Origin of the sequence: Aeromonas sp. 603079, from assembly GCF_049172135.1 — a bacterium.
Lineage (GTDB): Bacteria > Pseudomonadota > Gammaproteobacteria > Enterobacterales > Aeromonadaceae > Aeromonas > Aeromonas veronii.
Genome location: NZ_JAAKPX010000001.1, coordinates 100,364 through 120,813, shown reverse-complemented (window position 1 = coordinate 120,813; position 20,450 = coordinate 100,364). Strand labels below are relative to the sequence as shown.

Here is a 20,450-nt window from a genome sequence, read left to right as displayed (position 1 = left end):
TGGCGATCTGGCTCAGCGCCAGGGCGTGCCGTGGCATAAACAACCCTGCCCACCAGTATGCAAGCTGGTGGGCAGAGTTTAAATAGTTCTTTGATCCATCAGGGTTTTATAGCTTGGCCAGCCGATCGCGGATCTCCATTCTGCGCCCTTCGTCGGCCACTTCGCGACCCGGGCGGGCTGGGGCGACCAGCGCCTTGTCGAGATAGGTTTTGGCCTCGGCTTTGCGACCCTGATCCAGCAGGAAGTCGCCATAGAAGAAGTTGGGGTCGATGCCATCCGGATTGATGGCCAGCGCCTGCTTGAGCAGCTGCTCTGCCTTTTCGTCATCGCCAAAACCGACCGGCCAGCCGGGCACCTGATAGTAGAGGGAGCCCAGGCTGGTATAGGCGGAGCCGTCCAGCGCCTTGGGATCCTGTTTGAGTGCCAGCTCCAGCTTGGCTTTGGCCTCTTTCACCAGACCCAGTGCCCCCAGCCCCCCTTTGGCCCCCGCCCAGGTGCTCTTGACGATGGCCGACCAGATCAGCAGATCGGCGCGAAAAGGCTCCTTGGCGCTGGCCGCTTCGGCCTGGGTGCTCAGGGTTTCGAGGCAGCTCTCTTTCGCCTTGCCGGTCTGTTGATACTGGCAGACGGCCCACTGTTGCTGGATGGGGACGAGGGCATCACCCGCGGCCATGACCGAGGAGGATCCCAGCAGGATGGCGATGGCACAAGAGGTCACTGATTGACGGAAAAAGTTCATATTAATGCTCCTTCTTGGTCGGGATCGGGCGGGACAAGTCTGGTTGTGGCGCGCTGTTGGCGCCAGCATCAGCCGTCCCTGGCTGAAGATGACGGGCATAACGTTTGATGATCGGCAGCTGTCTGGCCAGCGCCTTGTCGACAATGCCGGGCAGCAGGGCATTGAGCCGCACGAACAGTTTTTCCGGCCAGCCGAGCCAGCTGCGGCGGGTTTCGTTGCACAGGGCGATGACCGCCTCTTCGGCCACCTCCTGCGGGCTGTCGGTCTGGGTGCCGAGCGCCGCATTCATCTCGTAGGCGGCCTCGGAGTTGAGTTTGGTGCGGGTGGCGCGTGGGGCAAAATGCAGCACCTTGATGCCGCTCCCCTCCAGCTCCCGTCCCAGCGCTTCGCTAAAGCCGCGCAGGGCAAATTTGCTGGCGCAGTAGACGCTGTAACCGGGGTAGCCAATGCTGCCCAGGCTCGACCCCATGTTCATGATGATCCCCGGCTTGCGCAATCTGGGCAGCAGGGCGCGGGTGAGCTGGATTGGCGCCTCGATATTGAGCAGCAGCTGGCGCTCCACCTGCTCGAAGCTCTGATCTTCCAGCCAGGCAAACTGGTTGCAGCCAGCGTTGTTGATCAGGATGTCGAGTCCATTCTCCAGCGCCGGGTGTTGCAGCAGCTTGGCTCGCTCCTGTGCAGAGCCGAGGTCGGCGAGCACCACCTGATGGCGCTCGGGATGCGGCAGTGACTTGCACAGCCGTTCCAGCACAGGAGCACGGCGACCATGCAGCAGCAGGTGGGCCCCCTGGGCCGCCAACTCCTGCGCGAGCTCTTCACCTATGCCACCGCTGGCGCCGGTGAGCAGCACGAGTTTCCCTTCAAGGTTCATGGTGTGGGTTCCCTTTTTGCTGTCTGCTGCCAACTTATACAGTGGCTGTGAGGTTGTAGAGCATCTCGCCATAGAGACGATAAACCACCTTGGCCCCGTGAATGATGGCGGCTTGATCCGCCGGGCTCTCGACCCGATCCATCAGGGATTCAAAGAACTTGAGGTGCTCCTGATCCAGGGCGCCGTGGGAGCTCAGGTAGCTCATCGCCTGGGGTGGCAGGCCGAGGCCCTTTTTCAGCTGGTCGGCGACGGTGAGGGCGATGGCCACGCTGGTGCCTTCCAGCACCTGTACCATGCCGAAGAAGCCCATGGGGTTGCCGCGCTGGATCTGGTCGTAGAGGAAGGCGACCATCAGCTCGATGGACAGCCCGGGCTGGCCGTGGCGCACCGCCTCGGCATCACCGCCACAGGCGCGGATATCGCTTAAGATCCACTCCTGATGGCCATACTCCTCGTCGATGTATTCGGCAATGGCGCCGCGCACCCACTCGTACTCCTGACCCAGCTTGCCGCCGGTGGCCATCAGGAGCGGAACTGTGTGGCGCACGTGGTAGTAGGCCTGCGCCAGAAAGGCGAGATAGGTGTCACGGCTGATATCGCCACGGCGACAGGCTTCGATAATGGGGGCGTTGAACAGATGCTCACGCTCACTGGCAGTGGCTTGTTGCAGAGTCTGGTAGAAGCTCATGACGATTCTCCTGTAAGGCATTGGCTGATTTGCCGGGAAAAGTGTTGGTAAATCTCGTTGCGACGGGGGCGCCCGTTGGCGGTCAGCAGCCCGGGATGTTGATCCAGCGCCACCGGCAACCAGTGGTGCAGCCGGGCATAATCGGGCAGCCGCTGGTTCAGACCGGCGATCTGGTGGGGCAGATCCGCCTCTTTGCCCGGCAGGGGCTGGATCAGCGCCACGTTGGCAGGCTGGCCATCGCCAAACACCACGATGCGGGCGATGGCGGGGCAGAGCTGGGCCTCGGCTTCCACCCACTCGGGGGAGAAGTTGCGGCCAAAGGCGGTGATCTGGACATTCTTCTTGCGCCCGGTGATATGGAGGTAGCCCTCATCATCGAGATGACCCAGATCGCCTGTGGCGATCTGCATGGCAGAAGGTTCGCCAGTGGCGATCTGTTCGGGAGTCGGTTCGTTGCTGCCGAGATAGCCCAGCATGGCACTGCCGCTCACCATAATTTCGCCGTCGCTGGCGATGGTGACCTGACAGTGGGGCAGGGGGCGGCCGACGCTGCCGGGCTTGTCAGCATCCGGGCTGTTGAGCGCCACCACGGAGCCACACTCCGAGAGGCCATATCCCTCATACACCGGCAGGCCGAGCTGGCGGGCATGTTTGATCAGGTCGGGGGCCACCTTGCCGCCACCGACGGCAATAAAGCGCAGGCTCTTGAGCTGTTGGGCCAGCGTTGGGGTGCTGATGCAGAGCGCCAGTAGCAGGCGCAGCAGTTCGGGCACCAGCACCAGACTGTGGGTCGACCAGCGCAGCAGGGCCTCCCCCAGCATGGCTGGATTGAGCGAACTGGAACCGGTGAAACCGAGCTCCCCGAGGGACGGAATGCGGCTGCAGGCGCCGGTCAGCAGCGGTACATAGAGGCCGGTGATGTTCTCAAGCAGGGTCGCCAGCGGCAGCAGGGTGAGGTGTTTTTCCACCTTGGCTGGCGCGACCCGCTCGGCCAGCGCATGGCTTACCGCCATCATCTGGGTCAGTAACAGGCAGACGCCCTTGGGCTGGCCCGTGGTGCCGGAGGTGTAGGTGATCTTGGCAGTGCCCTTGGGAAGCGCCGGTCGATTGGCCGGGATATAGCGCCAGAGCGGCAGCTCGCCGGTGATCAGCGAGAGCGGCTCGGCGGCATGCCACCCCTGATGATATGGCCCCACCAGCGCATCGGCGCCGCTGCTCTCCAGCAACCAGGCCTGCTGGGCCTGACTGAAGAAGTGGGGCACCGGAATGACCACGATACCGGCACGGGTGCAAGCGAGATCCAGCAGCGCCCAGGGCAGGCCGTTGTCCAGTTGCAGCGCCAGACGGCTGATGTCGAGCTGTTGCAGCTGGCTGGCCAGACGCTGGATCTGTTGCCACAGGGTCTGGTAATCGAGACGCTGCTGGCTGCTCAGCAGCGCAGGGGATTGCGGATCCTCGTGGGCATGTTTGGCGATGGCGTCGAACAGGCTCATTGGGCGCACCTTTTTTGATGGGTCTGGTTATCACTGCTCTTGCTGGTCTCGTCAAACAGGGTCGGCATGGGGGCCAGCAGATTGAGCAGCAGGCTGCGCTGGGCGAGCACCTCGCGCCCCTGATTGATGTCACCCACCATCACCTTGGGTTGGCAGCGGTAGTACTCACCCCAGGCATCGGCGTCGGCTCCCACCTGATGGGCCTGTGCGGGGGCCAGCTCCACCGGATTGAGTTGCAGGCGGGCAAAGCTGTTGCGCAGCTTGGCTGTGCCGGTAAAGACCACGTAGTCGAGGGCGTTTTCACATAGCAGACGACACAGGGCCGCGAACATCAGGCGGGCATTGCCCGGTTCGCTGCAGGCCAGATTGCCCACTTCGATAATGCGGTTGCGTGCCGGATAGACTCCGAGGCGGGTATTGATGGCGGCCTCGATGGGTTGCTCCAGATACTGTTCCAGATAGAGAGGCCCCTCACTGGCATGATTGAGACCACAGGCACCGACCAGCGTCCCGTCCGCCCGATAGAGCCCCAGCAGACAGGGGAGGAAATGGGGGATGCGGGCGTTGAACTCGAGGGTATAGGCTGCCTGGATATAGGTTTGCAGCGCCATGACCTGCTGCGGGGACTTGGCTAGCAGCAATCGGTAGGGGGCCTGGATCTCGATGGTCATGGGTGACTCCTTCTCTTGCGATGGTTTGAGAGTAAAAGGGCAAACTTAAGAAACCCTTAAGGAGCAAAAAAAGTTGTCAGCGAGGCAGCGGGCAGGCAATCTGCGCCGCTGTTATCCAACAGGAAGCCCCCAAGAGGAACCGCCATGTCATCCACCGTCAGCTGCCCCCTGTGTGCCAGCCATCGCAGTTATCCCCTGCCGGTGGCGGGCAAGCGCTATCATCGCTGCCTGGCGTGCGAGCTGGTCTGGCTGGATGAGGCGGATCATCTGGATGAGGCGGCGGAGAAGGCGGTCTATGACGGTCACGACAATCGGGTGGATGATCCCCGTTATCGCACCTTTCTGATGCGGGCATTTGGCGAGGTACTGAGTCGGGTGCCAACCCCTGCCTGCGGCCTCGATTTTGGCTGCGGTCCTGGCCCAGCGCTGGTGGCGATGGGGCGTGAGGCGGGTTACCAGATGGCGGGGTATGACAAGTTCTACGCCGATTTTCCCGAGTTGCTGACGCGTCAGTATGACTTCATCACCAGTACCGAGGTGATCGAGCATATCGCCGAGCCGCGCACGGTGCTGGCGCAGTTGTGGGATTGCCTCAAGCCCGGTGGCCTGCTGGTGCTGCAGACCCAGCGGGTGCTCAGTGACGAGCGGTTTAAAAACTGGCGCTATCGCCACGACCCGACCCACATCGTCTTCTTTGCCGAGGCATCGTTTCAGGTGTTGGCCGCTCGCTGGCAGGCCGAACTCAGTTTCCCCCACGCCGATGTGGCGGTATTGCAAAAAGGCACGCCCTGAGGCGTGCCTTCGTCTGTTACTCGTCGGATTCTTGCCCGGCGCTACTCCTTGTAGCCCTTGTCCTGCCACTGGTAGTACATCAGGGCAGATTTGACGCCGATTGACTTGAACGGCTCTGGCGGCAGCCACATCGGCAGCGTCTGCTCCGCGTGGTTGAACCAGGGATGCTCCTTGCCCTGATAGAGGCTGGCCACGATGTCGCCAAACAGGAAGGAGAGGTTGATGCCGTGGCCGTTGTAGCCGAGAGCGTAGTAGATGTTCTTGTGATCCCCCATTACCCCCACCGCTTCGGTGCTGTCGCCGGTCATGCCGAGCACCCCGTCCCATACCTGCTCATACTTGATCCCCTTGAGGGCCGGATAGAGGGTCACCAGCTCGGTCATCATCATTTCGCTGACCCGGTTAAGATCGCCCTTGTAGTTGAGGCCGTCGTTGAAGACGTACTCGGCATTGCCGCCACCGATGACGATGCGGTTATCCGGGGTCAATACCAGATGGAACAGGATGTTGCGGGTGTCGTAGTAGGGCACCCGACTCTGCCACTGGATGGCGGCCAGCTGTTTTTTGGTAAGCGGCTCGGTGACGGCGCTCTGGGCGTGCACCGGAAATACTCGCCCGCTGAAGTAGCCAAGTTTTGAGGTATAGCCGTTGGTCGCCAGCACTATGCTGTCGGCGGTCACCTTGTACTTGTCGGCTACATTGAGCTCGATCTGCTTGCCCTCCTTGATCCCCAGCACCGGGCTCTGCTCATAGATGGTGACGCCCGCCTGCTCCACCGCCTTGCGCAGGGCATTGACCAGTTTCATGGCGTGAACCTGACCACCATTGGGGTCGTAGACCGCCCCCACGTAGCGGTCGGTGCCCAGTTTCTCTTCGGTGGTATCGGCGTTCCAGTACTGGAGCGGGATGCCGAGGCGATTGGCGGTTTTTACATAGTCGCGGTACTCGGCGATATCCTCCTCATCGAGGATCGCCTCCACATAGCCATCGAGCTTGAGGTCGGTCTCGACGCCGGTTGAGGCCACCAGCGCCTGCAGCTTGCGCATGCTGGCGACGGTGAGGTCGTAATGGCGCTTGCTCGCTTCCCCCTCTTCGTCGAGATCCATCACCTCGGAGCCCGGCAACACCATGCCGCCGTTGCGGCCCGAGGCGCCGCTGCCCACCTGCTTGGCCTCGAAGATGGCGATCTTGAGCGACGGATTGGCTTTGGCCAGATGCCAGGCGCTGGAGAGGCCGCTGTAGCCGCCGCCTATGATGGCGATATCCACCTTCAGGTCTTGCGCCAGCGGGGCACTCTCCTCTGCCGGTTTCTCCTTGAACCAGTAGCTGGTGTTGGGCTCAAAGTCGCTCATCTTGGGGCCGCAGGCGGCGAGGAAAAAACAGCTGATGCACATGGTCAACGCTCGTTGGCAAAGGGTGGTCGGATTCATCTTCTACTCCGGTTACAGATACAAAATATCAAATCATTTCATCGGGTTGGGCGGTATTGACCCGGCGGCCTATGTCTCGCAGCCGGGCCAGCTGATCGGCAAGACCGGGCCCCTCATCCAGGCTGGTGACAAAGTTCCAGAGGTAGGTCATCACAGCATAGACATGGCCTGCCGAGACCTGGGGTTGGGCCATCAGCATGGTGATGGCCAGCAGGAACAGCAGGGAGGCGCTGATGCCGACCGCCAGAAAAGCGAGTGCCTCCCGATCCGAAATCCGGATTCGGAGCCAGGCCAGCGCGCGGTAGTGGCGGGCGAGGCTGGTTGATTGGGCATGGGTGACCAGTTTGACCTCGTGTTCCAGTCGATCGTTGAGCCGCTCGTGCAGCAGCTGGTTCTTGCGCGAAAAGCCGGGCAGCAGCAGGCCGAACAGCAGCAATACCCCCATGCAGGCGATGCCGACCCAGAACTCGATCACCATCAGCATCACGGCCGCCCCGACGATGGAGATCAGGCTGGTGGCCAGGATCGGGATATGTTTCTCGAAGAAGTCGACAAACTCCCGCGCCAGGGTGACCCGCGCCACTATGGTGGATTGCCCCTCCTGCTGCTGGCGCTGGGTCAGGATCACCGGCACCGCCAGTGCCGCATAGATATGGGTAAAGGTGCGGGTATCGACCGCCCGGCGCAGGGCGCCGATGAGCCAGAACAGCAGCACGATCAGGGCGTAGCTTGAAGCCTGCCACCACTGGCCCTTGACGATGGCGTCGATGGCAAAACCGGCGAACAGGGGATAGACCACCAGCAGGATGTTTTCGAGGGCCACCAGCGAGAAGGTGCCCGCCAGCTTGAGGGGATTGGCCCGCGCAATCGCCCCCAGCGAACGACCGGCCGAGTGTGGCAACGGCGTGGCCTGCTCGTCGCAACTGGCTGCCGAAGTGGTTGGTGTTGTCATGGGTTATCTCCTAAGATGTCGGAAACGCTAAGTTTGAGCGAGTGCTCAAAGTCAAGCAGAACGATGGATATCGCAGGAGGTCAGATGGCACGCCCATCAGCAGAACAGCGCAAAGAGATGATCATCGAGGCCGTATTGGCCCTGTTTCGAGAAAAGGGGATGGCGGCATCGTCAACCCGTGATATTGCCGAGCGCACCGGTCTGGCGCGCAGCCACGTCTACCACTACTTCAAGGATTGGAAGGAGCTCTGCCTCTGCGCCGTGGAGCGTTTCACCTATCAGGAGATAGCCGAGCAGCGGGAGTGGCTGTTGCCGCTGCCGGCCCGCGAAGCGTTGCCGCTCTTTGTACGGGACAACCTGCCGACCAGTCAGGATGCCTCCTGGGCCATCTACCTCGATGCCTGGAACGAGTCACTGCGCGACCCTGTGTTTGCCGAGAGCTACCGCAAAATCATTCTGGCCTGGCGCGAGGTGCTGGAGCAGATCCTGCAAAAGGGGATCGACAGCGGCGAGTTTGTGGCGGGCGATGCCCGGCGACTGGCGCGCCAGATCACCTCGCTCATCAACGGCTATGCCGATGACCTTATTCTGGAGCCGACCCCCGAGACGGTAGAGGCCACTTATCAAGAGATCATGCTGGTGGTCAATCAGCTGGTCTTGCCCCCGGCCCACTCATAGCGGCGCTGGCACACAAGGGAGGGGAGGCATGCCAGCGTGGTACCTCCCCCGGTTTTGTTGGCTATCCGTCGGGCGTGCGATGGTCAGATACCAGGGAGCGGTTGTTGATGTCGATTACCCATTTGTCACTGCAAGATGCCCGTCATCTGCAGCTGGCGGCGCAGGGGCTGCTCGTCCCCCGTCGCAGCAAGGCGACCCCGGCCAATCTGCTGGCCACCATTCGCCGAATGGCGTTGCTGCAGATTGATACCATCTCGGTGGTTGCCCGCAGCCCCTATCTGGTGCTCTTTAGCCGGCTTGGCCAGTACGAACCGAGCTGGCTGGAGCAGTTGCTGGCCGACGGCGAGATCTTCGAATATTGGGCTCACGAGGCCTGTTTTGTACCCCGCGAGGATTACCGGCTGTTGCGCCACCGGATGCTCGACCCCGCGGCCATGGGCTGGAAGTTTTCGGCCAACTGGCTTGCAACCCATCAGCAGGAGATTGACCAGCTTATCGAGCGCATTCGTGACCATGGTCCAGTGCGGGCGATCGACTTTGAGCGCACAACAGGCAAGGGGAATGGCTGGTGGGACTGGAAGCCCGAGAAACGCCATCTGGAGGTGTTGTTTATCACCGGTCAGTTGATGGTGCGGGAGCGGCGCAATTTTCAGCGGGTCTATGACTTGGCCGAGCGGGTCATTCCCGAATGGAGCGACCAGCTGCATCTGCCGAGTGTTGCAGAGGCGCAGCGGGATATGGTGCGTGCCAGTTGCCGTGCGCTGGGGCTGGTCAAAACCGGCTGGGTTGCGGACTACTATCGGCTGCGGCGCGGCAAATATGATGTCCTGCTCCATCTGCTGGCGGACGAAGGTGAGCTGCTGCCGGTTCGGGTGGAGGGGTGGCAGCACGATGCCTTTGTGCACGCATCTCTGGCCGATGAGCTGGTGCAGGTCAAGGAGGGCCGTCTCAAGGCAACCCATACTACGGCCTTGTCGCCGTTCGACCCGCTGGTGTGGGATCGCAAACGGGCCAGTGAACTGTTCAACTTCGACTATCGCATCGAGTGCTATACCCCGGCCCCCAAGCGCCAGTATGGCTACTTTGTGTTGCCCTTGCTCCATCGCGGCAAGCTGGTGGGCAGAATGGATGCCAAGGCCCATCGCCAGCAGGGGATCTTCGAGATCAAGAGTCTCTATCTGGAAGTCGGGGTGAGAGTGACCCGCACGCTTGCACAGGATCTGGTGAAAGCCCTGCACAAGCTGGCTGATTGGCACCAGACCCCGCAGCTTCGTTATGGTGCCATTCCGGCCAATTTGCTGGCGTTATGGCATGAAAGTGTTATTGACGAATGAGCGCTATCCCTTCTGGACTAAGCTGCAAGAGGAGAAAACAGTTCGGGAGCGGGAGATGAAACGAGCGGTGACATGGTTGACTGGGCTTGTGCTGGCTAGCCTCTCCCCCGTGCTATGGGCACAAGGACCTGTGGTACGGATCTGTTTGGGGGAGGGCAACGAGTGGGCTCCCTTTACCTACTGGGAGCGCAAGGACGGGGTGCCCGATACCAGCCGTCTGACCGGTTCGGCGACCACACTCGTGCTCGATGCATTGGAAAAGAGCGGATTGTCATATCAGATCCGCTATCTTCCCTGGGCGCGGGTCCAGCAGGAGCTGGCAGACTATCGCCAGAATGGTCTGTGCGAGTTGACCTGGGATGCCAGTTACAAACCGGAGCGGGCCGAGTTTGCTTTCTACAGCGTTCCTCTCTATTACACCCGCCTCGGCTTTTTCTATCTCAAGCGTCGCTTCCCCGACGCACCAGATTTACAGATGGTCAATCGCTCACGTGTGTGCGGGGTGATTGGCTATAATTACACCCCCTACGGTTTGGCACAGGAGCCACGCAGGGTGAGGCAGTTACAGCAGGCGCTCGATATGCTGGAGCGGGATCGCTGCGATTTTCTGCCAAGCGAAATTGAACCACTGGTGAGTGGCATCAGTCTCGGGATTTACCAGAGCGAGAGTGGATTGCTCAACCTCGTCTTGCCCAGCCGAAAGCAGTTTTACCTGCTGGTCAGCAAGGGCTCCCCCCGCGCTCACGAGCTGGTGAATAACCTCAATCAGGCTCTGGTGGCGTTTCAGGAAGGAGGGCATGCCGACGAGGTGATGCGCCGTTTCTTGCCGCCGATGGAGTAGGTGCTCATCAGGAAATGCAGCTGAAAAGGGCCAGCCTGAGCAATCTTGCTGGCCCTTTTCAGCTGTTCAGGAGGATAAAAAAACCGGGCAGAGTGCCCGGTTTGGTCTATCAGTCAGATGTGATTACTGGAGTACCAGTACCATCAGCAGGCCGACGGTAATGGCAGATACCAGGAAGGCAAAGCCATAGAACACATAGTGGTGCAGCTTGGTGGTGTGGATCCCCAGATCGTGCAGACCGTGGTAGATACGGTGCATGCCGTGCCAGATGGGCAGGGCGATGATCACCAGCAGGATGCAGGCACCCCACCAGGAGCTGGCAAACGCGTGCACGCGGTCATAGCTCATAGTTTCCACGTCCATGATGCCCATGGGCACCAGCAGACCGGTGATGAGGACAATGACCGGCAGCAGCATGGCAACGACCATGCCACCCGCACCAAACAGACCCCAGTAAATTGGCTCGTCAGAACGTCTCATTGTTTTCTCCTCAGGCCACGATGATCAGGACAAGCAGGGATACCACAGCCAGCGCCACATACTGGGCGATGACGATCGGTTTCTCCGGCACCAGGTCTTCACCACGGAAGATACGCATGGCTTTCGGCGCCAGTGCGAACCAGGTCTTGGCGTGGAACAGGCAGGCTGCCAGCGCAATCACATGGAACAGGATGGCGATCGGGCTTTGCAGGGATTCCAGCCAGCCGTTGAACGCTTCCTGACCCTGTACCAGACGCATCAGACCCCACATCAGCACAACAGCGTAGATGGAGACGAAGATACTGGTGCCTTCGCGGATCATGTAACCGGTGTAGAAGGCGTTCTTCAGCCACCAGTCTTTCTTCATTTCGCGGACGTAAGGTTTACGTTTGCTTTCAGTGTTGTTCATGGTCTCAATCCTGCTCTCAATCTGGCTTGAACATGGCGATCATGTAGTCCTTGGCACTCTCTACCTTGCCAAGCTGGATGGCCGCTGCCGGATCGACGCCCTTCGGGCACACTTCGGAGCAGTAGCCCACGAAGGTACAGCCCCAGACGCCTTCGTCCTGGCTGATGATGCGCATACGCTCTTTGGCACCGGCATCACGGTTGTCGACGTTGTAGCGATAGGCCAGAGCCAGTGCCGCCGGACCGGTGAACTTCTTGTTGATGCCGTACTGCGGGCAGGCCGCGTAGCAGAGACCACAGTTGATGCACTGGGAGAACTGCTTGTACTTCGCCATCTGGGCCGGAGTCTGGATGTACTCGCCATCGCACAGGTTGCGCGGCTCGCTCGGGATGATGTACGGCTTGATGCTCTCCAGCTTCTCGATGAAGTCGGACATGTCGACCACCAGATCGCGCTCGATCGGGAAGTTGTTGAGCGGCTCGACGGTCATCTTGCCCGGCAGGTAGTCGCGCAGGAACGCCTTGCAACCCAGCTTGGGCACACCGTTGACCATCATGCCGCAAGAGCCGCAGATCGCCATCCGGCAGGACCAGCGGAAGCTCAGGGTAGAGTCCAGGTGATCCTTGATGTACTGCAGGGCGTCCAGCAGAGACATCTCTCTCTGGTATGGCACCTGGAAGGTTTGCATCCAGGGCTCGTTATCCTGTTCCGGACGGTAGCGCAGGATCTCAATTTCAATCATCTCAGCCATTCTTCTTAGCCTCGTCTTGTTTCTCACCCTCGGAGCCGTACACGCGTTTTGCCGGCTGGGACTTAGTGATCTTCACATCGGAGTAATCGATGGAGGGCGTTTCGCCATTTTTGTAGAACGAGAGCGTGTGCTTGAGGAAGTTCACGTCATCGCGCTCTTCGTAACCATCCAGACGCTGGTGGGAACCGCGGGACTCTTTACGATTGATGGCGGAGTGCGCCATGGCTTCAGCCACGTCCAGCATGTAACCCAGTTCGATGGCGTACAGCAGATCGGTGTTGAAGACAGAGGACTTGTCGTTGATCTTGACCTTCTTGTAACGGGCTTTCAGCTCGTTGATCTTGTCGATGGTGCCCTGCATCAGCTCTTCGGTACGGTAGATACCGACACCGGCTTCCATGGACATGCCCAGTTCGTTGCGGATGTCTGCCGGGTTTTCAGTACCGTCTACGTCCATCAGGGAGAGGTGCTGCTTGATGAGCGCCTCGGCCTTGGCGGCCAGCGCTTCGGTATTGCCATGCTTCTGAGTCTTGGCAAATTCACCAGCCTGCTCACCGGCCAGCTTGCCGAATACCACGATCTCGGACAGGGAGTTGGAACCCAGACGGTTGGCACCGTGCAGACCGACGGAGGCACATTCGCCCGCGGCGTAGAGGCCGGGCAGACGGGTGGCACACTTGTTGTCAGTCTCGATACCACCCATGGTGTAGTGGGCAGTCGGACGTACCGGGATAGGCTCTTTGGCCGGATCCACGTTGACGTAGGCTTTGGCCAGTTCGCAGATGAACGGCAGACGCTCTTTCAGGTACTTCTCGCCAAGGTGACGCAGGTCGAGGTGAACCACATCGCCCATCGGGCCCTGAATGACGCGGCCTTTCTGCTGCTCTTGCCAGAATGCCTGGGAAACACGGTCGCGCGGACCCAGCTCCATGTATTTGCTCTTCGGCTGGCCGATCGGGGTTTCCGGGCCCAAGCCGTAGTCTTGCAAGTAGCGGTAGCCATCCTTGTTCAGCAGGACGCCACCCTCACCACGACAACCTTCGGTCATCAGGATGCCGGTGCCCGGCAGACCGGTCGGGTGATATTGGACGAACTCCATATCACGCAGCGGTACGCCGTGACGGTAGGCCAGTGCCATGCCGTCGCCGGTGACGATGCCACCGTTGGTGTTGTAGCGATAGACACGGCCAGCGCCGCCGGTTGCCACGATCACGGATTTGGCCTGGATGAAGCGGGTGATACCGTTCTGGATGTCGAAGGTCAGTACGCCCTGAACGCGGCCGTCGTCCACGATCAGATCAAGACAGAAATGCTCGTCGAAGCGCTTGATGCTCGGGTATTTGACGGAGGTCTGGAACAGGGTGTGCAGAATATGGAAACCGGACTTGTCTGCGGCGAACCAGGTACGGGGAACCTTCATGCCACCAAACGGACGCACGTTGGCTTTGCCATCCGGCTTGCGGCTCCAGGGGCAACCCCAGTGTTCCAGCTGGATCATCTCTTTGGTCGCGTTGTTGACGAAGTATTCCACTACGTCCTGCTCGCACAGCCAGTCACCACCGGAGACGGTGTCGTTGAAGTGGTTTTCGAGGGAGTCGTCATCACGGACGACACCGGCGGCGCCGCCTTCGGCAGCAACCGTGTGGCTGCGCATCGGGTAAACCTTGGAAATCAGGGCGATGTCCAGGTCTGGCTGTGATTCGGCTATAGCGATAGCGGCGCGTAAGCCGGTACCGCCAGCACCGATGATGGCCACATCGGTCTTGATAATATCCACATCTGCCTCCTTAGGGATAGATTTGCTGGGCACGATTTTGCTCTATGAAAAAAATTCAGGCTTGATGCAAGTCAAACTGCTAGGTTTTATTCCCTTTTTATTGGTTATTTTTCTATAAAACACCCAAATCCCTGGATGAAAATGTCGTTATTATCGTCATTTTTTGGTGTTACTGAGCAGTTGAACACCTAGCTACGAGTACTTTAACTTCTGGATTGTACGTAGTTTTCTTTCAATAAAATGCGAATCACCTCTCTTTTTAGGTACTCGCGAAAAAAATTTTAAGTTTTTTATTGTAATTTTTTAATGAGAATTATTGGCATTTACTTGTTCGGATAGAAATAGTTAATCCGAAATGCTGCGGTGACCACGGCGGTGATCTGATAATCCCAGACGAATCACAAGGATTTCAAGGCGGGGTATTTGGCGGGTAATGTGAGATTACTCACTGAAAATTAAGCGCTATTTAGAAAAATAAAAGGGGCCTGTACGGCCCCTTTTGCTCATGCTCAAATGCGGAACATGCCGACCTGATTGCTCAGTTCACCCGAAATATTTTTAAGTTGTTCAGAGAGATGGCGTGAGCTGTCTGCATCCACTGCCAGTTCGTCCGAGACATCTTTCACCGCCTGAATGTTGCGGCTGACCTCGTCGGTCACCGCTCGTTGCTCTTCCGCCGCGCTGGATATCTGGGTCGCCATGTCGGAGATCTGATTGATGGAGGAGGTGATCTGTTCCAGCGCCTGGGTGGCGTTGTTGGCATCATCCACGCTGTTCTGGGCCAGCAGCTGTCCTTCATGCATGGTGCTGACTGCCCCCTGGGTATTGCGCTGCAGGGTCTCGATCATGCTGCGGATCTCGACGGTGGAGCTATGGGTACGCTGTGACAGCACCCGCACTTCGTCTGCCACCACAGCGAAACCCCGGCCCTGTTCGCCTGCACGGGCTGCTTCGATAGCTGCGTTGAGTGCCAGCAGGTTGGTCTGTTCGGCGATGCCCTGAATGGTGGAGAGGATGGTGTTGATCTCCTGAGCGTTTTTCTCCAGTTCCTGAATGATGTTGGAGGCCTGTTCCACCTGGGTGGCCAGATCGGTGATGGAGCGCTGGTTGCGGGCGATCACCTGCTTGCCATGTTCGCAACTGCTGCTAGAAGAGCGGGCTGCTTCGGCGGTCTGTTCGGCGTTGCTTGCCACTTCAACGGCTGTGGCCGACATCTCGTGTACTGCAGTAGCGATCTGGGAGATTTCGTTTTGCTGACGTGCCAGCCCCTGATTCGCCTTCTCCGCCATGCTGTGGGAGGATTTGGCCTGCTGATTAAGCTGGGTCGAGGAGTTGGAGATATCCTGCACCATCACATGGATCCGGTCGATGAAGGTGTTGACGTGCTTGGCAACCGCGCCCACCTCGTCTTCCCGCTCGATCTTGATGCGGCGGGTCAGATCACCGTTGCCGCGTGAGAGATCGGCAATCGCTTCGCCCAGGGTTTTCAGGGGTGCCAGTGAACCATTGATGGCGACATAGGAGAAGCCAGCCACGATCAGTATGGTGATAAGCCCCTGGATGAGGGAGGAGGTGACCATGCTGCGCACCGACTGATAGGCGGTCTCCTCATCCACCATCATGCCGTAATACCAGTTGGTATTGGGGATTGCGTTGAAGTCAAAGACCTCTTTCTTGCCACTGATCACCAGCTCGTTGATCATGCCGTCATGGGCGATCTGGTTGATGTAAGAAGCGGTCAATTCAGGGGCCAGTGCGGTGGCAGACTTGAGACTCAACGAGGCATCCGGGTGGGCGATGATGGTGCCATTACTGTCTACCAGAATGGCGTAGGTGCCCTCGGTAGTGACTGCCAGAATATCCGAGATAAGGGCGCTGATGGATACGTCACCGGCGATGACGCCCTGAGTGTTGCCGCGCTGGAACGGCTCGGCAATGGTGACAATCAGTTGTCCGGTAGAGATATCCGCATAAGGGGCAGTAATGACCAGTTTGCCAGCTGCCATCGCATCCTTGTACCAGGGGCGTTGACGGGGGTCATAACCGGCAGGGAGGTTGGTGGGCTTGCTCTGGATCATCTTGCCATCGGCAGTACCGGCATAGACCAGGTCGAATCCACCTGCATTCATGGATTGGGCCAGATGGCTGATGGGTTCATCCTCTTTGGTGAAAGCCTCCTTGGTGGTGCTGACGATGGCGATACGGGAGTCAACCCAGCGGGAGATCCCCTTGACGTTGGCCATGGAGCTTTCGTCGATGATATTCCAGACCAGCCGCTGGGTTTCGCTGCGCAGTTGCGAGGTGTTGTACCAGACCTGTATCCCGGTGATCACCAGAATGATGACCCCGATAGCCAGGACCAGCTTGTTTTTAATCGATAAGTTCATAGTTACATCCTTGTGAGCGTCAGTCTGAGTGTGTGGAAACTGGTTATTGTTATGTGCCTGTTCTTATCGGCTGAAGTTGAACTCTTTGTATCCCGATCAGCTATTTAAAGTTAGTGCCTAAATCAGAGCTTATCCATATGTGTATCCTTGTCAGGTGGCTACAGGAAACGATCTGGACGATTGGTGAAGATTCCATCGACCCCCATGCTGGCTAGTTTTTCATAATCTTCATGATAATCAACGGTATAAACTAGAACCCTTAATCCGCGTTGATGTGCATCTTCCACCAGTATCCGGTCGACAAAATCCACGTCGCAGTTAAGTGACCAGGCCCCCAGCTCATCAGCAAACAGCGCCAGGTTGAGTGGCAGATTGGCGGTCAGGGCGCCGAGGCGGATATCGGGCCGCAAGGCGGCAAATCGGGCCAGCTCCGGGTGATGGAAGGACGAAACCACCCACTGGCCGGGAGTAAAGCCCAGCTCGGCCTCTGCCCGTCGGGTCAGGGCTGCCACCGCATCGGCGGTATGAGCCCCCTTGAGCTCGATGTGCAACTCGCAGCGTCCGGCTATGATCTCCATCACCTGCCAGAGGGTCGGGATCACCTCTCCTTCACCGGCATCAAGCTGCTCCAGATAGGAGCGGGATTGCTCGGTCAGTACCCCCTTGCCATTGGTGCAGCGCTCCAGCCGCCGGTCGTGGAAGACCCACAACTCGCCATCGGCCGCCTGCACGTCGATCTCGATGGCTGATGCTCCCAGCTCCAGCGCTTTGGCCATCGCCTTGAGAGTGTTTTCGGGGGCCAGACCGCTGGCGCCACGATGGGCAATAATCTGCATGTTCTGCTCCTTTTACCTCGCGGATCAGCCGCGGCTCAGGTGAATGTCGATCTGTTGATGGGGCAGAGTAAGTCCCTGCTGCTGCATCTTCTCCAGCACCAGCGAGTGAACCTCGTGAGTGATGGGCATCCGGTGATCCATGTTGTTGACGTAGAGGCGGATCTCGTAGATCAGCGCCGAGTCGGTGAATTCGATCAGGAATACTTCCGGACTGGGGGTCTCCAGTACCAGAGTAGAGGCATGGATCGCCTCCTCAAGAATACGTTGCACCAGTTTCGGATCACGGGTCAGACCGATCCGGATCCGCAGTTTGACCCGGGTTATCGCATCGGAGAGCGACCAGTTGATGAACTGCTCGGTGATAAAGGCCTTGTTGGGCACGATGATCTCCTTGCGATCCCAATCCACTATGGTGGTCGCCCGGGTTTTGATCTTGGTTACGGTGCCGGTGAGATCGCGAATGGTCACAGTGTCACCGAGCCGGATTGGTTTCTCGAACAGGATGATGAGGCCGGAAACAAAGTTGGCGAAGATCTCCTGCAGGCCGAAACCCAGCCCTACCGAGAGGGCGGCCACCAGCCACTGGGTCTTCGACCAGTCGATACCGAGCATGGAGAAACCGGTGAGGGCGCCAACGAGGATCACCAGATACTTGCTGATCGTGGTGAGTGCAAAGCCGGTTCCGGGAGAGAGGCTGAGGTGCTGAAGCAGGGTCAGCTCCATCAGCCCCGGCAGGTTGCGGGCGGTCACCACGGTCAGGATGAAGACGAAGGCGGTCAGCATCAGATCCTGCAGGGTGATGGCGGAGAGCTGCTCGATGCCACCAATCTTGCTGCTCACCTGCCATACCTCGATATTGCTGAGGAAGCTGAACGCCGAGTTGAGATCCGACCATTGCACTACCACCAGCATGGTGAAGCCGAGCATCAACAGGGTGCGCACCAGCCCCAGCGACTGGGCGCTGATGGTGTCGAGGTCCAGCTCAGTCTCTTCCACCACATCGGGGATCTCCGAACTTAGCTCCTCCTGATTGTCGTCACGGCCGCGCTGGGCCAGCATCTCGGCCCGCTTGCTCTTGGCACGCTCGAAGGCAAGGCGGCGGCGCTGGATCAGCATCCAGCGTCTGGCCAGATAGTAGATCAGCAGGCAACCCAGCCCCATCAGCAGGCTCAGCTCCAGCTGGCGCAGCAGGGTGCGCGAGGTATAGAAGTAGCCAAACAGGGCGCCGATCACCGCCAGCAGCGGCGCCAGCATCAGGCTGTTCCAGATGAAGTGGTGCAGCAGATGGGGCTTGGTCATGTCGGTCTGGCCCCAGGTGAGCGGCAGCCGCTCCCGGTTGAGGCGGGCAAAGAACAGCAGCAGCCAGAGTGCACCGATCATGAAGGCCATCCGGCCGAGGGAGTCGTAGAAGGCGTGCTCCTGATAGCTGTTGGCCATCCCCTGCACAAAGAAACTCGGGATCAGCACCAGCAGCAGGGTGCGAAACTGCCCCCATACCTTTTGCACCTGTTCCCGGGGCCAGCGGAAGTGGTGGATCAAAATCCCCCGCTCCAGCGTCAGATGGCGGGCCATCACCAGTGCCAGCAGCAGAAACCAGATCTCGCCAAGGCCGCGTGCTACCGCCACCGCAAACGGGTATTGCCAGGCCCCTTCGAGCAGGCCGCGCACCATCAGCACCATGGCGGGCAAGGGGAGGGCGGCAAGCAGGGAGCGCAGCAGCAAGCGGCTGGTGAGGCTGAATTTGTCCTGGGTCACCTTGCCGATCCGCGGCGCAATATGGTCGCAATAGAGGCTCAGGTGACGGGCCAGCTTGAACCAGCTCCAGGCCAGCACCAGCAGACCAATACCGGCTAGCGTGAGGCTCAGCGGGCTGTTCTCGGCGATGGCATAGGGCAGTTGCAACCAGTTGTCCGGGTTGAAGGCCAGGGTCAGCGCGGCAGGAATACCGAGCATCACCTGTGGGGTAAAGGGGCGCACATCCGGCATCCAGAACAGGTGGCTGGCGCTTATTTCGCGGATCTCGTCGATCTTGCTGTTCTGGCGGCTGTATAGAAGCTTGAGACGAGTCTGCTCCTGAATGAGGGTGTCTGAGGCGTCGTTGAGCCGGGTCAGCAGTTGGCGCCGGGCCTTGAGCAGGTTGTCGAGCACCGCTTGCTGTGGCCGATCGAGCGTCACCTCCTCTTCGGCCATCAGCTTGTCGCGCAACTGGCGGGTATCCTTGAGCCCATCCTGCTCGCTCTCGTACTGGTACTTGGCCATGCGGGCGCTGACGATGGCGGACTCCAGCTTGTCGAGGGGGAACTGGGGAGGCAGATCGGAGAGTTTGCTGCGCAGGTTCTCGCCGTAGGCATTACTGATCTGCAGCCACTCCAGCTGTTCGCGCACCGAGTTGACCAGCTCATTCAGCTCAAACAGATTTTTGTCGACGCTGCGCTGCTCATCCTGCACCCGCTCAATCTGATCTTCCAGTGTGCCGAGCTGGATGGAGAGCGCCTGATTCTGCTGTTGTTGCTCCAGCAGCAGCGGCATGTCGGTGGTGAGCTGTTTGCGCAGCCGTTCGCTCTCCTCCAGCGCCTGCTCGGTCTTCTCCCGCCGCAGTTGGTTCTGCTGGGTCAGCAGGCTGGCTTGCCACTCATCCTCGTCGGCGATGGCCAGATTGAGCTCCTGCAGTTTCAGCTTGCCGAGATCGTTGCGCTGCTGGGCAGAGAGCTGCTCCAGCTCCAGCATCTGGATCCGGTCGGAGAGGCTCTGCTCTTTCATTCTGGTCAGCAGCAGCTGTGCCTCCTGCTGGCGATCCGATTCGCTGCTGAAGCTCAGTCGCTCCAGCTGGCTGCGGGTCAGTTGCAGCTGTTTGCGCAGATCATCCACCCGCAGGTGATACTCCTGCCCGGTACTCTCTAGCTGGTTGAGGCTATCCATCACCCCCTGCCGCTCCTTGCGCAGGTTGAGCTGGCGGTTGCTGCTCAGGCCTATGGCCTGGCGCAGCGCCTCCTCCTTGAGGCTCGCCAGCGGCGGGCGAGCGGCGGGCTGATAGTTGTGCAGGCTCTCCTTGAGCCGTGCCGACTCCTTGGGGTAATCGATAAGGATCTGCTGATAGGCTTTGCTCTGCTCCCGGTAACGCTCGGCCTCTCTGGCAAATTGCAGCGCCTGCTGGTAGCTCTCCCGCAGCTTCTGGTTTTCCGGGGTATCGCTCTTGGGCACGCTCTGCAACAGGGATTCGGCCTGGGCAATGGCATCGTCGGCGCGCACGGCTGGCGGCAACAAGATAAGGGAGAGCAGCAAGAGGGTGAGCAGGCGTTGCAACATGAGGCTCGTTTCCGT

At 59.5% G+C, this 20,450-nt stretch carries 18 protein-coding genes; 4 read left to right on the top strand and 14 right to left on the bottom strand.

Going from position 1 to position 20,450, the window contains the following annotated elements; translation table 11 throughout:
• Window positions 1-106: 106 nt before the first annotated feature.
• Genes G5287_RS00510 through G5287_RS00490 form a run of 5 tightly spaced genes read right to left on the bottom strand, consistent with a single transcriptional unit; the run spans window position 107 to window position 4,462 of the window.
• Window positions 107-739 (bottom strand): tetratricopeptide repeat protein, encoded by a 633-nt coding sequence (locus G5287_RS00510; RefSeq protein ID WP_421202795.1) that lies wholly within the window; start codon window positions 737-739, stop codon window positions 107-109.
• A gap of 1 nt (window position 740) precedes the next feature.
• Window positions 741-1,610 (bottom strand): SDR family oxidoreductase, encoded by an 870-nt coding sequence (locus G5287_RS00505; RefSeq protein ID WP_421230613.1) that lies wholly within the window; start codon window positions 1,608-1,610, stop codon window positions 741-743.
• A gap of 34 nt (window positions 1,611-1,644) precedes the next feature.
• Window positions 1,645-2,298, bottom strand: a complete 654-nt coding sequence (locus tag G5287_RS00500) for a TenA family transcriptional regulator (protein WP_421230612.1) — start codon at window positions 2,296-2,298, stop codon at window positions 1,645-1,647.
• A complete protein-coding gene (locus tag G5287_RS00495) occupies window positions 2,295-3,791 on the bottom strand; it encodes an AMP-dependent synthetase/ligase (RefSeq protein WP_421230611.1) in 1,497 nt (498 codons plus the stop codon). Before G5287_RS00495 ends, G5287_RS00500 begins: the two co-directional genes overlap by 4 nt.
• A complete protein-coding gene (locus tag G5287_RS00490; protein ID WP_139463518.1) occupies window positions 3,788-4,462 on the bottom strand; it encodes a thermostable hemolysin in 675 nt (224 codons plus the stop codon). The genes G5287_RS00495 and G5287_RS00490 overlap by 4 nt, the downstream gene beginning before the upstream one ends.
• Window positions 4,463-4,606: 144 nt before the next feature.
• Here G5287_RS00490 and G5287_RS00485 point away from each other — a divergent pair, with 144 nt between their 5' ends.
• Window positions 4,607-5,254, top strand: a complete 648-nt coding sequence (locus G5287_RS00485) for a class I SAM-dependent methyltransferase (RefSeq protein WP_368152268.1) — start codon at window positions 4,607-4,609, stop codon at window positions 5,252-5,254.
• 41 nt (window positions 5,255-5,295) lie between these two features.
• On the opposite strand, the gene G5287_RS00480 is transcribed toward G5287_RS00485, so the two are convergent.
• Both G5287_RS00480 and G5287_RS00475 read right to left on the bottom strand, forming a co-directional pair.
• Complete coding sequence (locus G5287_RS00480; protein WP_421230610.1) at window positions 5,296-6,684, bottom strand: NAD(P)/FAD-dependent oxidoreductase; 1,389 nt, start codon at window positions 6,682-6,684, stop codon at window positions 5,296-5,298.
• 28 nt (window positions 6,685-6,712) lie between these two features.
• Window positions 6,713-7,636: an ABC transporter six-transmembrane domain-containing protein gene (locus G5287_RS00475; protein WP_201904880.1), complete on the bottom strand. Its 924-nt coding sequence runs from the start codon at window positions 7,634-7,636 to the stop codon at window positions 6,713-6,715.
• Window positions 7,637-7,720: 84 nt separating this feature from the next.
• Between G5287_RS00475 and G5287_RS00470 the strand changes: the two genes are divergently transcribed.
• The 3 genes from G5287_RS00470 to G5287_RS00460 all read left to right on the top strand — a co-directional run bounded on the left by G5287_RS00470 (window position 7,721) and on the right by G5287_RS00460 (window position 10,489).
• The gene (locus G5287_RS00470) at window positions 7,721-8,314 is read left to right on the top strand and encodes a TetR/AcrR family transcriptional regulator (protein ID WP_005335070.1); all 594 of its coding nucleotides are present in this window, start codon (window positions 7,721-7,723) and stop codon (window positions 8,312-8,314) included.
• Between the two features lie 107 nt (window positions 8,315-8,421).
• A complete protein-coding gene (locus tag G5287_RS00465; protein WP_421230609.1) occupies window positions 8,422-9,648 on the top strand; it encodes a winged helix-turn-helix domain-containing protein in 1,227 nt (408 codons plus the stop codon).
• A 55-nt stretch (window positions 9,649-9,703) separates the two neighbouring features.
• Entirely contained in the window at window positions 9,704-10,489 is a 786-nt protein-coding gene (locus G5287_RS00460) for a substrate-binding periplasmic protein (RefSeq protein WP_041234336.1), read from the top strand.
• A 123-nt stretch (window positions 10,490-10,612) separates the two neighbouring features.
• On the opposite strand, the gene frdD is transcribed toward G5287_RS00460, so the two are convergent.
• The 7 genes from frdD to mscM all read right to left on the bottom strand — a co-directional run bounded on the left by frdD (window position 10,613) and on the right by mscM (window position 20,435).
• On the bottom strand, window positions 10,613-10,969 hold the full coding sequence (gene frdD, locus G5287_RS00455) for a fumarate reductase subunit FrdD (RefSeq protein ID WP_040098079.1): 357 nt from the start codon (window positions 10,967-10,969) through the stop codon (window positions 10,613-10,615).
• Window positions 10,970-10,979: 10 nt separating this feature from the next.
• On the bottom strand, window positions 10,980-11,378 hold the full coding sequence (locus G5287_RS00450) for a fumarate reductase (RefSeq protein WP_033112664.1): 399 nt from the start codon (window positions 11,376-11,378) through the stop codon (window positions 10,980-10,982).
• Between the two features lie 16 nt (window positions 11,379-11,394).
• Window positions 11,395-12,129, bottom strand: coding sequence for a succinate dehydrogenase/fumarate reductase iron-sulfur subunit (locus G5287_RS00445; protein WP_421230608.1), 735 nt, complete (start codon window positions 12,127-12,129; stop codon window positions 11,395-11,397).
• On the bottom strand, window positions 12,122-13,906 hold the full coding sequence (gene frdA, locus G5287_RS00440) for a fumarate reductase (quinol) flavoprotein subunit (protein ID WP_005335056.1): 1,785 nt from the start codon (window positions 13,904-13,906) through the stop codon (window positions 12,122-12,124). Before frdA ends, G5287_RS00445 begins: the two co-directional genes overlap by 8 nt.
• A gap of 509 nt (window positions 13,907-14,415) precedes the next feature.
• Window positions 14,416-16,293, bottom strand: coding sequence for a methyl-accepting chemotaxis protein (locus G5287_RS00435; protein ID WP_266134319.1), 1,878 nt, complete (start codon window positions 16,291-16,293; stop codon window positions 14,416-14,418).
• Between the two features lie 158 nt (window positions 16,294-16,451).
• Window positions 16,452-17,129 carry a glycerophosphodiester phosphodiesterase gene (locus tag G5287_RS00430; protein WP_421230607.1) on the bottom strand — a complete coding sequence of 226 codons (678 nt, stop codon included), beginning with the start codon at window positions 17,127-17,129 and terminating at the stop codon, window positions 16,452-16,454.
• A 24-nt stretch (window positions 17,130-17,153) separates the two neighbouring features.
• Window positions 17,154-20,435, bottom strand: coding sequence for a miniconductance mechanosensitive channel MscM (mscM, locus tag G5287_RS00425; protein WP_421230606.1), 3,282 nt, complete (start codon window positions 20,433-20,435; stop codon window positions 17,154-17,156).
• Between the last annotated feature and the right edge of the window lie 15 nt (window positions 20,436-20,450).